Here is a 14180-nt window from a genome sequence, read left to right as displayed (position 1 = left end):
ATGCACGGCGAATCTCCAATCAAACGTCGCGTATCGCGCAAGATCTGGGTCGGCTCGGTGCCGGTGGGGGGCGATGCCCCCATTGCAGTGCAAAGCATGACCAACAGCGACACTAACGATGTGGCCGCCACCGTCGCCCAGATCAATCGCCTGGAAGCGGCCGGCGTGGACATCGTGCGGGTTTCCGTACCGGACATGGATGCCGCCGAGGCTTTCGGCCGCATCAAGCAGTTGGTCAAGGTGCCGCTGGTTGCCGACATTCACTTCGACTACAAGATTGCACTGCGCGTGGCCGAGCTGGGTGTGGACTGCCTGCGTATCAACCCGGGCAACATCGGTCGCGAAGACCGCGTGCGCGCCGTGGTGGACGCTGCCCGTGATCGTGGGATTCCGATCCGCATTGGCGTGAACGCCGGCTCCCTGGAAAAAGACCTGCAAAAAAAATACGGCGAGCCTACCCCGGCGGCGCTGGTCGAGTCGGCACTGCGCCACGTTGAGCACCTGGAGCGCCTGAATTTCCAGGACTTCAAGGTCAGCGTAAAGGCCTCCGATGTGTTCATGGCGGTGGAAGCCTACCGCCTGCTGGCCAAGGAAATCGTGCAACCACTGCACTTGGGTATCACTGAAGCTGGCGGTTTGCGCTCAGGCACAGTGAAATCTGCGGTGGGTCTCGGTATGCTGCTCGCCGAAGGGATTGGCGATACTATCCGCATCTCCCTGGCGGCAGACCCCGTAGAGGAAGTGAAGGTCGGCTACGACATTCTCAAATCCCTGCGTTTGCGTTCCCGTGGTATCAACTTCATTGCCTGCCCGAGCTGCTCGCGGCAGAACTTCGACGTGGTGAAAACCATGAACGACCTGGAGCTGCGCCTCGAAGACCTGCTGGTGCCGCTGGATGTCGCAGTGATCGGTTGTGTGGTCAACGGGCCGGGTGAGGCCAAAGAGGCTCATGTGGGCCTGACCGGTGGTACGCCGAATTTGATTTACATCGACGGCAAGCCGTCGCAGAAGCTAACGAATGACAATCTGGTGGATGAGCTGGAAAAGCTGATCCGCGAGAAAGCGGCCGAGAAGGTCGCCGCTGACGCAGCGCTGATCGCTCGCGGCTGATTGAACGAATTTAAGGATTTGATGTGAGCAAGTCTCTGCAAGCCATTCGTGGCATGAACGACATCCTGCCGGAGCAGACGCCACTGTGGCGCTACTTCGAAAGCACTGTCGCGCGCCTGCTGGATAACTACGGTTACAAGCAGATCCGCATGCCGATCGTCGAGTTCACCGAGCTGTTCAAACGCTCCATCGGTGAAGTGACCGACATCGTCGAAAAAGAGATGTACACCTTCGAAGACCGCAACGGCGACTCCCTGACCCTGCGTCCGGAAGGCACTGCCGCGTGCGTGCGCGCCGTACTGGAACATGGCATCACCGGTGGTGGCCAAACCCAGAAGCTCTGGTACATCGGCCCGATGTTCCGCCACGAGCGCCCGCAGAAAGGCCGCTATCGCCAGTTCCACCAGATCGGTTGCGAAGTCTTCAACCTTGACGGCCCGGACATCGACGCCGAGCTGATCGTGCTGACCTGGCGTCTGTGGGGCCAACTGGGCATCCGCGATGCGGTCAAGCTCGAACTCAACAGCCTGGGTACCAGCGAGTCCCGGGGCCGCTATCGCGAAGCCCTGGTCGAATACCTGTCGGCTCACCTGGATAAATTGGACGAAGACAGCCAGCGCCGTCTGAAAACCAACCCGTTGCGCGTTCTGGATACCAAGAACGCCGACACCCAGGCCGTATTGGTCAATGCACCGAAAATGGCCGATTACCTGGACGACGAATCCCGCGTGCACTTCGAGGGCCTCAAGGCTCGCCTGGATGCCGCGGGGATTCCCTACGTGATCAACCCCAAGCTGGTGCGTGGCCTCGACTACTACAGCAAGACCGTATTCGAGTGGGTCACCGACAAGCTCGGCGCCCAAGGCACCGTGTGTGCCGGTGGTCGCTACGACGGCCTGGTCGAGCAAATGGGCGGCAAGCCGACTACGGGCGTGGGCTTTGCCATGGGTATCGAGCGACTGATCCTGTTGCTGGAAACCCTTGAACAGGTTCCCGAAGAAATTTCCCGTCAGGTGGACGTGTACCTGTGCGCTTTTGGCGAGGCTGCCGAACTGGCCGCCCTGGCCTTGAGCGAGAAGGTGCGCGACCAACTGCCGAACCTGCGCCTGCAGATCAATGCCGGCGCCGGCAGCTTCAAGAGCCAGTTCAAGAAGGCTGACAAGAGCGGTGCGCTGTACGCACTGATCCTTGGCGATGACGAATTGGCCCAGCAAGTGATAGGTTTCAAACCCCTGCGTGGCCAGGGTGAACAACAGAACGTTGCCTTTGATGCGCTCGCTGCGCACTTGGCCACCTGCGTCGTGCAGGGTTGAAGCTGTCGAACAGCCGAATTTAGCGATTAAGGAGTATTGGGGTGTCGAGTACTGATGATGAGCAACTGGCCGAGTTCAAGGACTGGTGGCAGCGTAACGGCAAGCCCCTGGTCACTGGCGGCCTGCTGGCTTTAGTGGTGGTGTTCGGCTGGCAAGCCTGGACCAAGTATCAGGCCAACCAATCCCAGGGCGCCTCGATCGTTTACCAGCAATTGCTGGAAACTACCCTGACGCCGGACGGCAAGCCTGACCCTGCACAGGTGGCAGACCTGGCCGGCAAGCTGAAAAACGAATTCGGCGGTAGCACCTACGCCCAGTACGGCAGCCTGTTCGTCGCGAAGGTCGCGGTCGATACCGGCAAGCTGGATGACGCAGCCACCGAGCTGAAGGCCATTGCCGACAAGCCGACCAACCCGACCCTGGGTGAAATCGCACGTCAGCGCCTGGCACAGGTATTGGCGGCACAGAACAAGGCTGACGAAGCACTCAAACTGCTCGACGGCGATGCTGACAAGGCATTCGTGGCCACTCGCGAAGAGCTCAAGGGCGACCTGTTGGTCCAATTGGGTCGTACCGACGAAGCCCATGCTGCGTACCAAAAAGCCAAGGCGGCGCTGTCTGATGAAGCGGCGGTCGGTGGCTTACAAATCAAGCTCGACGACTTGGCCAAAGGGGATGCGTGACGTGATCCGTTGGAAACATGCAGCATTGCTGGCTCTGGCCGTTTTGGCCGCGGGTTGCAGCAGCAACAGCAAAAAAGAACTGCCGCCTGCCGAGCTGACCAGCTTCAAGGAAGAAGTGGTCCTGCAAAAACAATGGAGCCAATCCATTGGTGACGGGCAGGGCGACCTCTACAACCTGTTGCAGCCGGCGATCGACGGCGACAACATCGTGGCCACTGATTCCACTGGCGTCGTGGTTGCCATGGATCGCATGAACGGCGACGTCAAGTGGAAGAAAGACCTCGAGCTGCCGGTTTCCGGTGGTGTGGGTGTCGGCTACGGCATGGTGCTGATCGGTACGCTCAAAGGTGATGTGGTCGCACTCGACTCCAGCACCGGCGAAGAGAAATGGCGCGCTCGCGTGACCAGTGAAGTGCTCTCGGCGCCAGCGACCAACGGCGATATCGTCGTGGTGCAGACCCAGGATGACCGCGTAATCGGTCTGGATGCCTCCACTGGCGACCAACGCTGGTTGTACGACAGCACCCCGGCGGTGTTGACCCTGCGTGGTACCAGTGGTCCGATTGTGACCAACAATCTCGCTGTGGCTGGCCTGTCGACCGGTAAAGTAGTCGCCCTGGATACCCAGAACGGCGTGCCGGCGTGGGAAACCCGTGTGGCTATCCCGCAAGGCCGTTCCGAGCTGGACCGCGTCGTGGACATCGACGGTGGCCTGCTGCTGTCGGGTGAAACCCTCTACGTGGCCACCTATCAGGGCCGTGTTGCCGCGCTGGACCTGCAAAGCGGCCGCATCAACTGGCAGCGTGATGCTTCCAGCTATGCGGGTGTCGCCCAAGGGTTTGGCAGCGTCTACGTGAGCCTGGCCTCCGGCACCGTTGAAAGTGTCGATGAGCGTTCCACCACTGCACTGTGGAGCAACGACTCGCTGGCTCGCCGCCAACTGTCGGCACCGGAAGTCTTCTCCAGCTACGTAGCAGTCGGTGACTTTGAAGGTTACCTGCACCTGCTGAGCCAGGTGGATGGTCGCTTTGTCGGTCGCCAACGTATCGACAGCGACGGCCTGCGTGCGCGTCCGCTGGTGGTAGGTAACATGCTTTATGTGTATGGCAACGGCGGCAAGCTGGAAGCCCTGACCATCAAGTAAGAACCATGCTTGGGGTAACACCCAGGCGGCCCTGCTTTTGCGGGGCATGCGGCATCTGACGATGCTGCCCCGAGCACCAGCCGCTGCCCTGCAGCGGCTTTTGTATTTTCTGAAATAACGAAGTGGAGAGCCGCATGGTTCCCGTAATCGCCCTGGTGGGCCGACCTAACGTCGGCAAGTCCACCTTGTTCAACCGCCTGACCAGGACTCGCGACGCCATTGTCGGCGACTTGTCCGGTCTGACCCGTGATCGCCAATACGGTGAGGCAAAGTGGCAAGGGCGCTCCTACATTATTGTCGACACCGGTGGTATCTCCGGTGACGAGCATGGCATGGACGAAAAAATGGCCGAGCAGTCGCTGCTGGCCATTGAAGAAGCCGATGTCGTGTTGTTCCTGGTGGACGCCCGCGCGGGCTATACCGCCGCTGACCAGATGATTGGCGAGCACCTGCGCAAGCGCAACAAGCGTTCCTATCTGGTCGCCAACAAGATCGACAACATCGATCCTGAGGCGGCCCGTGCCGAATTCAGCCCGATGGGCCTGGGTGATGCGATCCCGGTCGCGGGTGCCCACGGCCGTGGCATCACCCAGATGCTGGAAATCGCCCTGCGCGACTTCCCCAAGGATGATGTCGAGGAAGAAGAGGGCGAGGAAGAGATCGTCGCTGAAGGCGAGGAAGCCAAGCGCATTCCTGGCCCGAGCGAAAAAGACGGTATCAAGATCGCTATCATCGGCCGCCCGAACGTCGGCAAGTCGACCCTGGTCAACCGTATGCTCGGTGAAGACCGCGTTATCGTCTACGACCAGCCCGGCACCACTCGCGACAGTATCTACATCCCGTTCGAGCGTAACGACGAGAAGTACACGCTGATCGACACCGCTGGTGTGCGCAAGCGCGGCAAGATCCACGAAGAAGTTGAAAAGTTCTCCGTGGTCAAAACCCTGCAAGCGATCAAAGACGCCAACGTGGTGATCTTCGTGATGGACGCCCGCGAAGGCGTGGTGGACCACGACCTCAACTTGCTGGGCTTTGCCCTGGAAGCCGGTCGGGCCCTGGTGATCGCGATCAACAAGTGGGACGGCATGACGCCGAGCGAGCGCGATTTCGTCAAGATCGAACTGCAGCGTCGGTTGTTCTTCGTCGAGTTCGCCGATATCCACTTTATCTCGGCACTGCACGGTACTGGCGTGGGTAACCTCTACGCCTCGGTACAGAACTCGTTCAAGTCCGCGGTCACCCGCTGGCCGACCAACCGTCTGACCCAGATCCTCGAAGACGCCGTGGGCGAGCACGCACCGCCGATGGTCAACAACCGTCGGATCAAACTGCGTTACGCCCACTTGGGTGGTGCCAACCCGCCGATTATCGTGATCCACGGTAACCAGATCGAGAAGGTGCCCAAGTCCTACGTGCGTTACCTGGAAAACACTTACCGCCGAGTCTTGAAACTGGTCGGTACGCCGATCCGTATCGAGTTCAAGGGTGGCGAGAACCCATACGAAGGCAACAAGAACACACTGACCGACCGTCAGGTGAACAAGAAGCGTCGTTTGATGACTCACCACAAGAAGGCCGACAAGAAGCGCCGTGACAAGAAATAACGGCAGCTTTGCGTTGTAAGCGACACGCTGCAAGAGAGGGCTCCTTTGGAGCCCTTTTTTGTGCGCGGCCGTTTGTGCCTTGACCCGGTGCAATTGGCAGCTTAAAACTTGGGGCTCACCTGCAGGGGCCTCCGATGATCACCAGCAAGCTGCCGAATGTCGGCACGACCATTTTCACCACTATGTCGCAACTCGCCGCTGAAACCGGCGCGCTCAACCTGTCCCAGGGTTTCCCGGATTTCAATGGCCCGCAAGGTTTACTCGATGCAGTGGGCAAGCATATCGCTCTGGGTCACAACCAGTACGCGCCCATGACCGGCTTGCCCGTGTTGCGTCAGCAGGTGGCCGCCAAGATTGCTCGCAGTTATGGCGCCACAGTCAATGCCGACAGCGAGGTGACCATCACCCCTGGCGCCACCGAGGCGATCTTCTGCGCGATCCAGGCGGTGATTCGCAGTGGCGATGAAGTCATCGTGTTCGACCCCAGCTACGACAGCTATGAGCCCTCGGTGGAGCTGGCCGGTGGTCGTTGCGTTCATGTGCAACTGAGTCTGGACGGTTTTGCCCTCGACTTCGAGCAGATCAAGGCGGCGCTGTCGCCGCGCACCCGCATGATCATCATCAACTCGCCACATAACCCCACTGGTGCGCTGATCAGCCGCGCCGAGCTGGACCCGTTGGCCGAACTGATCCGCGACCGCGATATCTACCTGGTCAGCGATGAGGTCTACGAACACCTGGTGTTCGACGGTGTGCCTCACGTCAGCATATTGGCCCATCAGGAGCTGTATCAGCGCGCCTTCGTGGTCAGCTCCTTCGGCAAGACCTATCACGTGACCGGCTGGAAAACCGGTTACGTGGTCGCGCCGCCGGCTCTGACTGCCGAACTGCGCAAGGTGCATCAATATGTCAACTTTTGCGGCGTGACCCCTTTGCAGTACGCTTTGGCTGACTTCATGGCTGATCACCCGGAGCATGTCGAAGAACTGCCGGCCTTTTACCAGGCCAAGCGCGACATGTTTTGCGACCTGCTGGGGCCATCCCGCTTCAGTTTTACCCGGGTGAGCGGCACTTATTTCCAACTGGTGGATTACTCACAGATTCGCCCAGACCTGGATGACATTGCCATGTCCTTGTGGATGACCCGCGAACACGGCGTGGCGACCATACCGGTCTCGGTGTTCTACCAGAACCCACCCCAAGGCCAGCGCCTGGTGCGTCTGTGCTTTGCCAAACGCGAGGAGACGCTGCAACAAGCAGCCGAAAAGCTATGCGTGATCTGAGTGCACTGCCCAATCTGAACATCGCCCTGATTCAGACCAGCCTGGTGTGGCATGACCGTCAGGCTAACCTTGAGCATTTTGAGCTGCTGCTGGAGCAGGCCAATGGTGCGGACCTGATCATACTGCCGGAGATGTTCACCACCGGTTTCTCCATGGAGTCAGCCACCCTCGCCGAGCCGGAAAAGGGGCCGACCCATCACTGGCTCCAGGCGCAGGCAACCAAATACAACGCGGTGATCACTGGCAGCGTGATTATCCAGGCCGCCGACGGTAGCCACCGCAACCGCCTGTTGTGGGCAAGGCCGGATGGTGAGGTGCTGCATTACGACAAGCGTCACCTGTTCCGCATGGCCGGTGAGCACGATCACTACACCCCCGGCGAACGCCAGGTGCAGTTTGAGTTAAAGGGCTGGCGCATTCGCCCACTGATTTGCTACGACCTGCGCTTCCCGGTATGGAGTCGCGATGCCCAGGACACCGACTTGCTGCTGTACACCGCCAATTGGCCCGGTGCACGTCGTCAGCATTGGAACCGCTTGTTGCCGGCGCGGGCGATTGAAAACCTGTGCTATGTGGCTGCCGTGAATCGGGTAGGCACGGATGGCAAAGGATTTGCCTATACAGGCGACAGCCAGGTGCTGGATTTCCAGGGTGAAACCTTGCTGAGTGCAGGGGAGGCGGACGGGGTGTTCCAGGTGATTCTGGATGCGGCGGAGTTGGCTGCTTATCGCACCAGGTTTCCAGCGAACCTGGATGCCGATAGCTTTCAGTTTGTCTGATAAACCGCTATCGGGAGCAAGCCCCCTCCCACTTTGATTTGCGAATACATTCAAATGTGGGAGGGGGCTTGCTCCCGATAGGGCCATCAGCGCCACCATAACCCCAAAGCAAAAAGGCCCCTGGATTCACACCCAGGGGCCTTTCACATTTCAGCAGCCGATTACGCCGCTTTGGCTTCCAACTGGCTCAGCGAGCGGTTCAGCGCACTGAACAGCGCCTTGAAGCTGGCGGTGGTGATGTTTTCATCAATGCCCACACCATGCACCGGACGTTCGCCGTTCACGCGCAGTTCAATGTAGGCGGCCGCCTTGGCATTGGTGCCCGCACCGATGGCATGTTCGTTGTAGTCCATGATCTCCACGCCAATCGGCAGGCCGGCCACCAAGGCTTCCAGCGCGCCGTTGCCTTTGCCTTTCCAGTGCAGGTTGGTTTCGCCCTGGCCCTTGCCGGAAACTTCCACCTCGACAAAGCTGTTGCCGTTCTCTTCCTGCAGGCGATGGCTGACCAGCGCGTACGGGGTGTTGGCTTGCAGGTATTCACGCTGCAGCAAGGCGTAGATCTGCGGCGCAGTCATCTCAAGGCCCACGCGGTCGGTTTCGGCCTGCACAACCTGGCTGAACTCGATCTGCATACGACGCGGCAAGCTGATGTCGTATTCCTGTTCCAGCAGGTAGGCGATGCCACCTTTGCCCGACTGGCTGTTTACACGAATCACCGCTTCGTAGCTGCGGCCAATGTCCGCCGGGTCGATCGGCAAGTACGGCACTTCCCACAGCGCATCGTCTTTCTGCTGGGAGAAGCCTTTGCGGATCGCGTCCTGGTGGGAGCCGGAAAACGCGGTGTGCACCAGGTCGCCCACATAAGGATGACGCGGGTGCACCTGGATCTGGTTGCACTCTTCAACGACTTTGCGCACGCCGTCGATATCGGAGAAGTCCAGTTGCGGGTCCAGGCCCTGGGTGTACATGTTCAGGGCCACGGTCACCAGGTCGACGTTGCCGGTACGCTCGCCGTTGCCGAACAGGCAGCCTTCGACGCGGTCGGCGCCGGCCATCAGGCCCAGTTCGGTGGCGGCGACGCCGGTGCCGCGATCGTTGTGGGTGTGCAGGCTGATGATCACACTGTCACGACGGTTGATATGGCGACCGAACCACTCGATCTGGTCGGCATAGATGTTCGGTGTGGCGCATTCAACGGTGGCCGGCAGGTTGAGGATCATCTTGTGCTCGGGCGTCGGGTTCCACACCTCGATCACTGCGTCGCAGACTTCCTTGGCGAACTCCAACTCAGTGGCGCTGAACGTTTCCGGGGAGTATTCGAAGGTCCACTGGGTTTCAGGCTGTTGGGCGGCGTATTTGACGAACAGTTTGGCCGCGTTGACGGCGATAGCCTTGATGCCATCCTTGTCCTGGTTGAACACGATGCGGCGGAACGACGGCGACGTGGCGTTGTACAAGTGCACGATGGCCTTCTTGGCGCCGCGCAGGGATTCGAAGGTGCGTGCGATCAAGTCTTCACGGCCCTGGGTCAGCACCTGGATGGTGGTGTCCTCGGGGATGTGGTTGTCTTCGATCAGGGTGCGCACGAAGTCGAAGTCGGTTTGCGAGGCGGCCGGGAACGAGGCTTCGATTTCCTTCACGCCTACAGATACCAGGGTCTTCCAGAAACGCAGCTTTTTCGCGGCGTCCATCGGCTCGATCAGCGACTGGTTGCCATCACGCAGGTCAGAGCTGCACCAGATCGGCGCGGTGGTGATGGTCTTCGATGGCCAGGTGCGGTCCGGAATATCAATGGTCGGGAACGCGCGGTACTTCGACGACGGGTCTTTGAGCATGCTCATCGGGAAATCCTTTGTTGTAGGGGCCGAGAAAAGGCGGCCTGCCGTGAATCTGTTTTTGGGGAGAAAGCTTGGGACGAGGCAGATCGATTCAGCCTGGCAGTCGTGCGCTGACGAGGCACAGGCTGCGGTGCTGGCGAAGCTGAATGAGGGTGTGAGAGGTTTTCATAAGCTCAACCCTAACCGCAGGGGTGAAAGATGGCAAGCAGTCGATAAAAATTGAGATAAGTTCTGCTCTGCGCAGAATAAACGAGATTTTATGCTGGTTTTGAAGTTGGTAGCTGGTTTTAATTGCGCGCCGGTGATGGGGCGCGCAATCGCGTGTTTCAGGGTTGGAATGCGCCGATAAAGATAGCCGGGTCAACCCGTGCGTCGTTCAGGCTGACGTTCCAGTGCATGTGCGGCCCCGTCGCCCGTCCGGTCGAACCCACCTTGCCCACGACCGCACCGCGCACCAGTTGCTGGCCCACCTTCACGTCGATCTTCGACATATGGCAGAACATGCTGATAAAGCCCTGGCCATGGTCGACGAATACCGTGTTGCCATTGAAGAAGTAATTGCCAACCAGAATCACCTTGCCGTTCGCGGGCGTCTTGATCGGCGTACCGGCCGGTACGGCGAAGTCGAGGCCCGAATGCGGGTTGCGCTCTTCGCCGTTGAAGAAGCGACGCACCCCGAACTTGCTCGACAACGGGCCGTTCACCGGTTTGTCCAGCACCAGGTTGCTCGGCAGGGCGGGGCTGAAACTGCGGTAAGCCTTGAGCTGTACCGCCAACTCGCCTTCGATGCGCTTGAGCTGGGCCGGGTCAGGGTTGACCTGGCTTTTATTCTTCAGCGTGATGCGCTGTTCCGGGTACTTCTTGTAACCGACGATAAACGGCAAATTGCGCCCGCCGCTGCTGATGCGCTCGTTACCAGGCTTGACCGTCAACGGGATACCGACGATGGCTAGCCAGTTGTCCTGTTCTTTTACCACCAGCACCGGTTTGCCTTGGTATGTGGCTTTGGGCGCCGTGGCGGCCGGTCCCAGTTCGACCACGGCCACACCACCGGGCACCGGTTTGTTCAAGGTGCGGGTGATGTAGCTGTCCGCGTAGGTATTCATGGACAGGCACAGCAGCAACAAACTCAGTAGACGTGGCATCAATCAATCCAGTAGCGAAAGGGTGACGGGTGTCAGGTGATTGTCTTCCACCCGCACTTGCAGTTGACCTTCACCCAGGCGCGCGGTCAGGCGCTGGCCGGTGTGGGTTTGTGCGGCATTGCGAATCGCCTGGCCGCGTTCATCCAGCAGGATGCTGTAGCCACGGCCCAGGGTCGCCAGCGGGCTGACCACCTGCAACGTCTGCACCTGGCTTTGCAGTTGCAGGCGTCGGGCCTTGAGACCTTCGCGCATGGCTCGGGGCAGGCGTTCGGCGAGGCTGTCCAGGCGCTGGCGCAACAGCGCCAATTGGCGGCCCGGATGCTGGCCGGCGAGGCGGGTCTCCAGGCGAATCAAGCGCTCGCGACGGGTATTGAGGCCGCGCTCGAAGGCGCGGCGCATACGCATGTCCAGGTCATCCAGACGTTGTGCCTGCTGGCGCAAGCGCTCGCCCGGGTGACGCAGGCGCCGGGCCATGCCTTCCAGGCGCAGGCGGCTGTGGCTCAGGCGGTTGCGCATCAGCATCACCAGGCGCCGATGCAGGTTGTCTACCTGGCGCACCAGATGGCTGGCGTCCGGTGCCAGCAACTCGGCGGCGGCGGAGGGCGTCGGAGCGCGCACGTCCGCCACAAAGTCGCTGATTGACACATCGGTTTCATGGCCGACGGCGCTGACGATGGGCGTGACGCAGGCGTCCACCGCTCGGGCCACGGCTTCTTCGTTGAAGCACCAGAGATCTTCCAGTGAGCCGCCGCCACGGGCCAGGATCAGCGCGTCGAAGCCGCGGGCATCGGCGAGTTTGAGCGCCCGCACGATCTGCGGGATCGCCTCGCGGCCCTGCACAGCGGTCGGGATCAGTGTCAGTTCAATGTTCGGCGCCCGGCGGCGGAACACACTGATGATGTCGCGAATCACCGCGCCGGTCGGCGAACTGATGATGCCGATACGCCGCGGGTGCGCGGGCAGCGGCACCTTGCGCTCGGCGCTGAACAGGCCTTCGGCGCTGAGCTTTTCCTTCAAGGCATCGAAGGCCAGGCGCAGCGCGCCATCGCCGGCAGGTTCCACGGTGTCGAGGATCAGTTGATAGTCGCCACGCCCCTCGAACAACGAGACCTTGCCACGCACTTTGACCGCCAGGCCGTCCTTCAACGCCTGGCGCACGCGTGCAGCGTTGTTGCGAAACAGCGCGCAACGCACCTGGGCCCCGCTGTCCTTGAGGGTGAAATACACATGGCCGGAAGCCGGGCGGGCGAGGTTGGAGATTTCGCCTTCGACCCAGATATTGGTGAACACGTCTTCCAGCAACACCCGCGCGCGGCCGTTGAGCTGGGTGACAGTCAGGACTTCGCGGTCCAGGCCCAGACGGGCAAAAGGATCTTTAATCATGGGCGGCAGTTTATAGGCATTCGTGCAGGGTTTGACAGAACTGCTCTACCAGCGCGTTCGGCGCCTGCGCGCAGGCGAGGGCCACGGTGCTATGGCAGTCCGGGTCGGCCAGGGGTAAAAAGTGCAGGTTGGCGGGGGCGATGTCCTGCATGGATTTTGGTAACAAGGCAATGCCGAAACCGGCCTGGATCAATTGCAACTGCGTGGTCTTGCGCGACATCACCCGTGCGGCCCTGGGGAAAAATCCTGCACGCATGCACAGTTCGGCCGACAGATAACTCAGCCCGCCGCGTTGGGGATGGGGGATCGAGATAAACGCTTGGTCCTTTAGCTGCGCCAACTCCACCGGCGCGTCGCTGCGCGCCAACGGATGATTCGGCGGCACCGCCAGCACCAACGGCTCCGTGTACAACGGCAGCACACGCACGCCGTCGCGCTGGCGCAGTACGGGCAAGCGCAGCAGGCCGACGTCCAGGCGACCCTCGGCGATGTCCTCCAACTGGGCTTCGGAGGAGAGCTTGGCGATATCCACCGATACTCCAGGGCAGCGCTCTAGCCAGGTGCTGATGCCGTGCAACAACGCGCCGCTCATCGGCACTGTGCTCGAGTGACTCAGGCGCAGCGTGCCAAGCTGGCCATTGCCTACTAGGGTCGCCACTTCGCTGGCCTTGAGCAACTCACTCAGCAAATTGCGCGCCCGTGGGTAGAACGCTTCACCGGCCGCTGTGAGCCGCGGTTGGCGTGCGGTGCGTTCGAACAATGGGGTTTGCAGTTGATTTTCCAGTTCCTTGATCTGCCGGCTCAAGGCCGACTGCGCCACAAACAGGCGTTCGGCCGCGGCACTGAAGCTGCCGCTCTCGGCGATTTCGACGAAGTAACGCAGTTGCCGCGTGGAGATCACGAGTCATGCCTTTTTGAGATGAGTGGCTAGCTTTGAAGATATTAGTCGCAACAGTCGACAATGGCTAAAGTGAAGGCCATGTCCAACAAGGGATAACCCATGAGCCTGGTTGAGTTGATGAGTCAGTGGTCGTTCGGGGCTGTGGATTGGCTGGTGATCGGCCTGGGTGTGGTGCTGGCCTATGTGGTGTTTGGCATTGCCGGGTTCGGGACGGCCTTGGTCGCCGGGCCGATCCTGATTGTGTTTATGCCGCTGTCGAAGATCATCCCGTTGCTGGTGCTTCTCGACTTTGTCGCGGCGTTTGGCGGCTTGCTGCAAACGCGGCGCGATGTGAACAAACCAGAACTGTTGCGGTTGCTGCCCTGCATGGCCGTCGGCTGCAGCCTGGGCGTGTTGTTTTTGCTCAACCTGCATTCGGACCTGTTGCTGCTGTTGATGGGCCTGTTTATCAGCGCCTACGCGATTTACAGCCTGGCGGTGAAGGCGCGGCCGACTGAGCTGGCAGCGGGCTGGTCGATTCCCATGGGCACTGTTGGGGGGCTGTTTGGTGCGCTATTCGGCAGTGGCGGCTTTTTATATGCGATTTACCTGAACAGCCGTTTGCCCAAGGACGCGGCGCGGGCCACGCAAAGCGCGCTGATCAGTTGCAGCACGGTCGTGCGTTTGAGTCTGTTCCTGATTGCCGGCGTGTATGCAGATTTGCCGTTATTGATGTTGGCGGTTTGCCTGTTGCCGGCGATGGCCCTGGGGCTGTGGTGTGGACGCAGGCTGACGATGCGGCTGTCCCGTGAGGCGTTCGTGCGGTTGGTGACCTGGTTGGTATTGGCCAGTGGTATTGCGTTGATCGGGCGGTATGTGAGTACTTGACCTGATTTTTTCAGGGATTAAGCTGCCGTCCTCCCGGGCGTCATCGCGGGCAAGCCCGGCTCCCACATTGGAATGCGATCAACTGTGGGAGCCGGGCTTGCCCGCGATGGCGCCAATAGCCACACCGCAG

General features: G+C 60.5%; 12 protein-coding genes. 8 read left to right on the top strand and 4 right to left on the bottom strand.

From position 1 onward, the window contains the following. From ispG to J1G33_RS08045, 7 genes are all read left to right on the top strand, one after another. Positions 1–1110, top strand: a complete 1110-nt coding sequence (gene ispG, locus J1G33_RS08075) for a flavodoxin-dependent (E)-4-hydroxy-3-methylbut-2-enyl-diphosphate synthase (protein ID WP_003175952.1) — start codon at positions 1–3, stop codon at positions 1108–1110. Between the two features lie 23 nt (positions 1111–1133). Then, positions 1134–2423: a histidine--tRNA ligase gene (gene hisS, locus J1G33_RS08070; RefSeq protein ID WP_032879608.1), complete on the top strand. Its 1290-nt coding sequence runs from the start codon at positions 1134–1136 to the stop codon at positions 2421–2423. Positions 2424–2464: 41 nt separating this feature from the next. After that, a complete protein-coding gene (locus J1G33_RS08065) occupies positions 2465–3106 on the top strand; it encodes a YfgM family protein (protein ID WP_003194010.1) in 642 nt (213 codons plus the stop codon). After that, positions 3099–4250 carry an outer membrane protein assembly factor BamB gene (gene bamB, locus J1G33_RS08060; protein ID WP_005791169.1) on the top strand — a complete coding sequence of 384 codons (1152 nt, stop codon included), beginning with the start codon at positions 3099–3101 and terminating at the stop codon, positions 4248–4250. The genes J1G33_RS08065 and bamB overlap by 8 nt, the downstream gene beginning before the upstream one ends. Positions 4251–4384: 134 nt before the next feature. After that, entirely contained in the window at positions 4385–5854 is a 1470-nt protein-coding gene (gene der, locus J1G33_RS08055; protein WP_005791167.1) for a ribosome biogenesis GTPase Der, read from the top strand. 134 nt (positions 5855–5988) lie between these two features. Then, complete coding sequence (locus J1G33_RS08050; protein WP_223017917.1) at positions 5989–7137, top strand: pyridoxal phosphate-dependent aminotransferase; 1149 nt, start codon at positions 5989–5991, stop codon at positions 7135–7137. Beyond that, positions 7125–7916, top strand: coding sequence for an amidohydrolase (locus J1G33_RS08045; RefSeq protein WP_032879610.1), 792 nt, complete (start codon positions 7125–7127; stop codon positions 7914–7916). Before J1G33_RS08050 ends, J1G33_RS08045 begins: the two co-directional genes overlap by 13 nt. Before the next feature lie 161 nt (positions 7917–8077). Here J1G33_RS08045 and leuA read toward each other — a convergent pair whose 3' ends face one another. From leuA to J1G33_RS08025, 4 genes are all read right to left on the bottom strand, one after another. Beyond that, entirely contained in the window at positions 8078–9757 is a 1680-nt protein-coding gene (gene leuA, locus J1G33_RS08040) for a 2-isopropylmalate synthase (RefSeq protein WP_032879611.1), read from the bottom strand. Between the two features lie 323 nt (positions 9758–10080). Continuing rightward, entirely contained in the window at positions 10081–10899 is an 819-nt protein-coding gene (locus tag J1G33_RS08035) for a M23 family metallopeptidase (protein WP_223017916.1), read from the bottom strand. Between the two features lie 3 nt (positions 10900–10902). Further along, positions 10903–12282: an exodeoxyribonuclease VII large subunit gene (xseA, locus tag J1G33_RS08030; RefSeq protein WP_223017915.1), complete on the bottom strand. Its 1380-nt coding sequence runs from the start codon at positions 12280–12282 to the stop codon at positions 10903–10905. Positions 12283–12292: 10 nt separating this feature from the next. Beyond that, a complete protein-coding gene (locus tag J1G33_RS08025) occupies positions 12293–13183 on the bottom strand; it encodes a LysR family transcriptional regulator (protein ID WP_223017914.1) in 891 nt (296 codons plus the stop codon). A 99-nt stretch (positions 13184–13282) separates the two neighbouring features. Between J1G33_RS08025 and J1G33_RS08020 the strand changes: the two genes are divergently transcribed. Further along, positions 13283–14050, top strand: coding sequence for a sulfite exporter TauE/SafE family protein (locus J1G33_RS08020; RefSeq protein WP_103734899.1), 768 nt, complete (start codon positions 13283–13285; stop codon positions 14048–14050). The last annotated feature ends 130 nt before the right edge of the window (positions 14051–14180 follow it).

The organism is Pseudomonas sp. P867 (assembly GCF_019891455.1).
GTDB classification, from domain to species: Bacteria; Pseudomonadota; Gammaproteobacteria; order Pseudomonadales; family Pseudomonadaceae; genus Aquipseudomonas; species Aquipseudomonas synxantha_A.
The sequence above is the reverse complement of the archived record's forward strand: the minus strand, read 5'-3'. Positions and strand labels throughout refer to the sequence as shown.

Excerpts from the sequence above, each read along its gene's own strand:
- J1G33_RS08050 (WP_223017917.1), top strand. The coding sequence starts at position 5,989 with ATGATCACCAGCAAGCTGCCGAATGTCGGCACGACCATTTTCACCACT.
- J1G33_RS08020 (WP_103734899.1), top strand. The coding sequence starts at position 13,283 with ATGAGCCTGGTTGAGTTGATGAGTCAGTGGTCGTTCGGGGCTGTGGAT.
- J1G33_RS08045 (WP_032879610.1), top strand. The coding sequence starts at position 7,125 with ATGCGTGATCTGAGTGCACTGCCCAATCTGAACATCGCCCTGATTCAG.
- xseA (WP_223017915.1), bottom strand. The coding sequence starts at position 12,282 with ATGATTAAAGATCCTTTTGCCCGTCTGGGCCTGGACCGCGAAGTCCTG.
- der (WP_005791167.1), top strand. The coding sequence starts at position 4,385 with ATGGTTCCCGTAATCGCCCTGGTGGGCCGACCTAACGTCGGCAAGTCC.
- J1G33_RS08035 (WP_223017916.1), bottom strand. The coding sequence starts at position 10,899 with ATGCCACGTCTACTGAGTTTGTTGCTGCTGTGCCTGTCCATGAATACC.
- leuA (WP_032879611.1), bottom strand. The coding sequence starts at position 9,757 with ATGAGCATGCTCAAAGACCCGTCGTCGAAGTACCGCGCGTTCCCGACC.
- bamB (WP_005791169.1), top strand. The coding sequence starts at position 3,099 with ATGCGTGACGTGATCCGTTGGAAACATGCAGCATTGCTGGCTCTGGCC.
- ispG (WP_003175952.1), top strand. The coding sequence starts at position 1 with ATGCACGGCGAATCTCCAATCAAACGTCGCGTATCGCGCAAGATCTGG.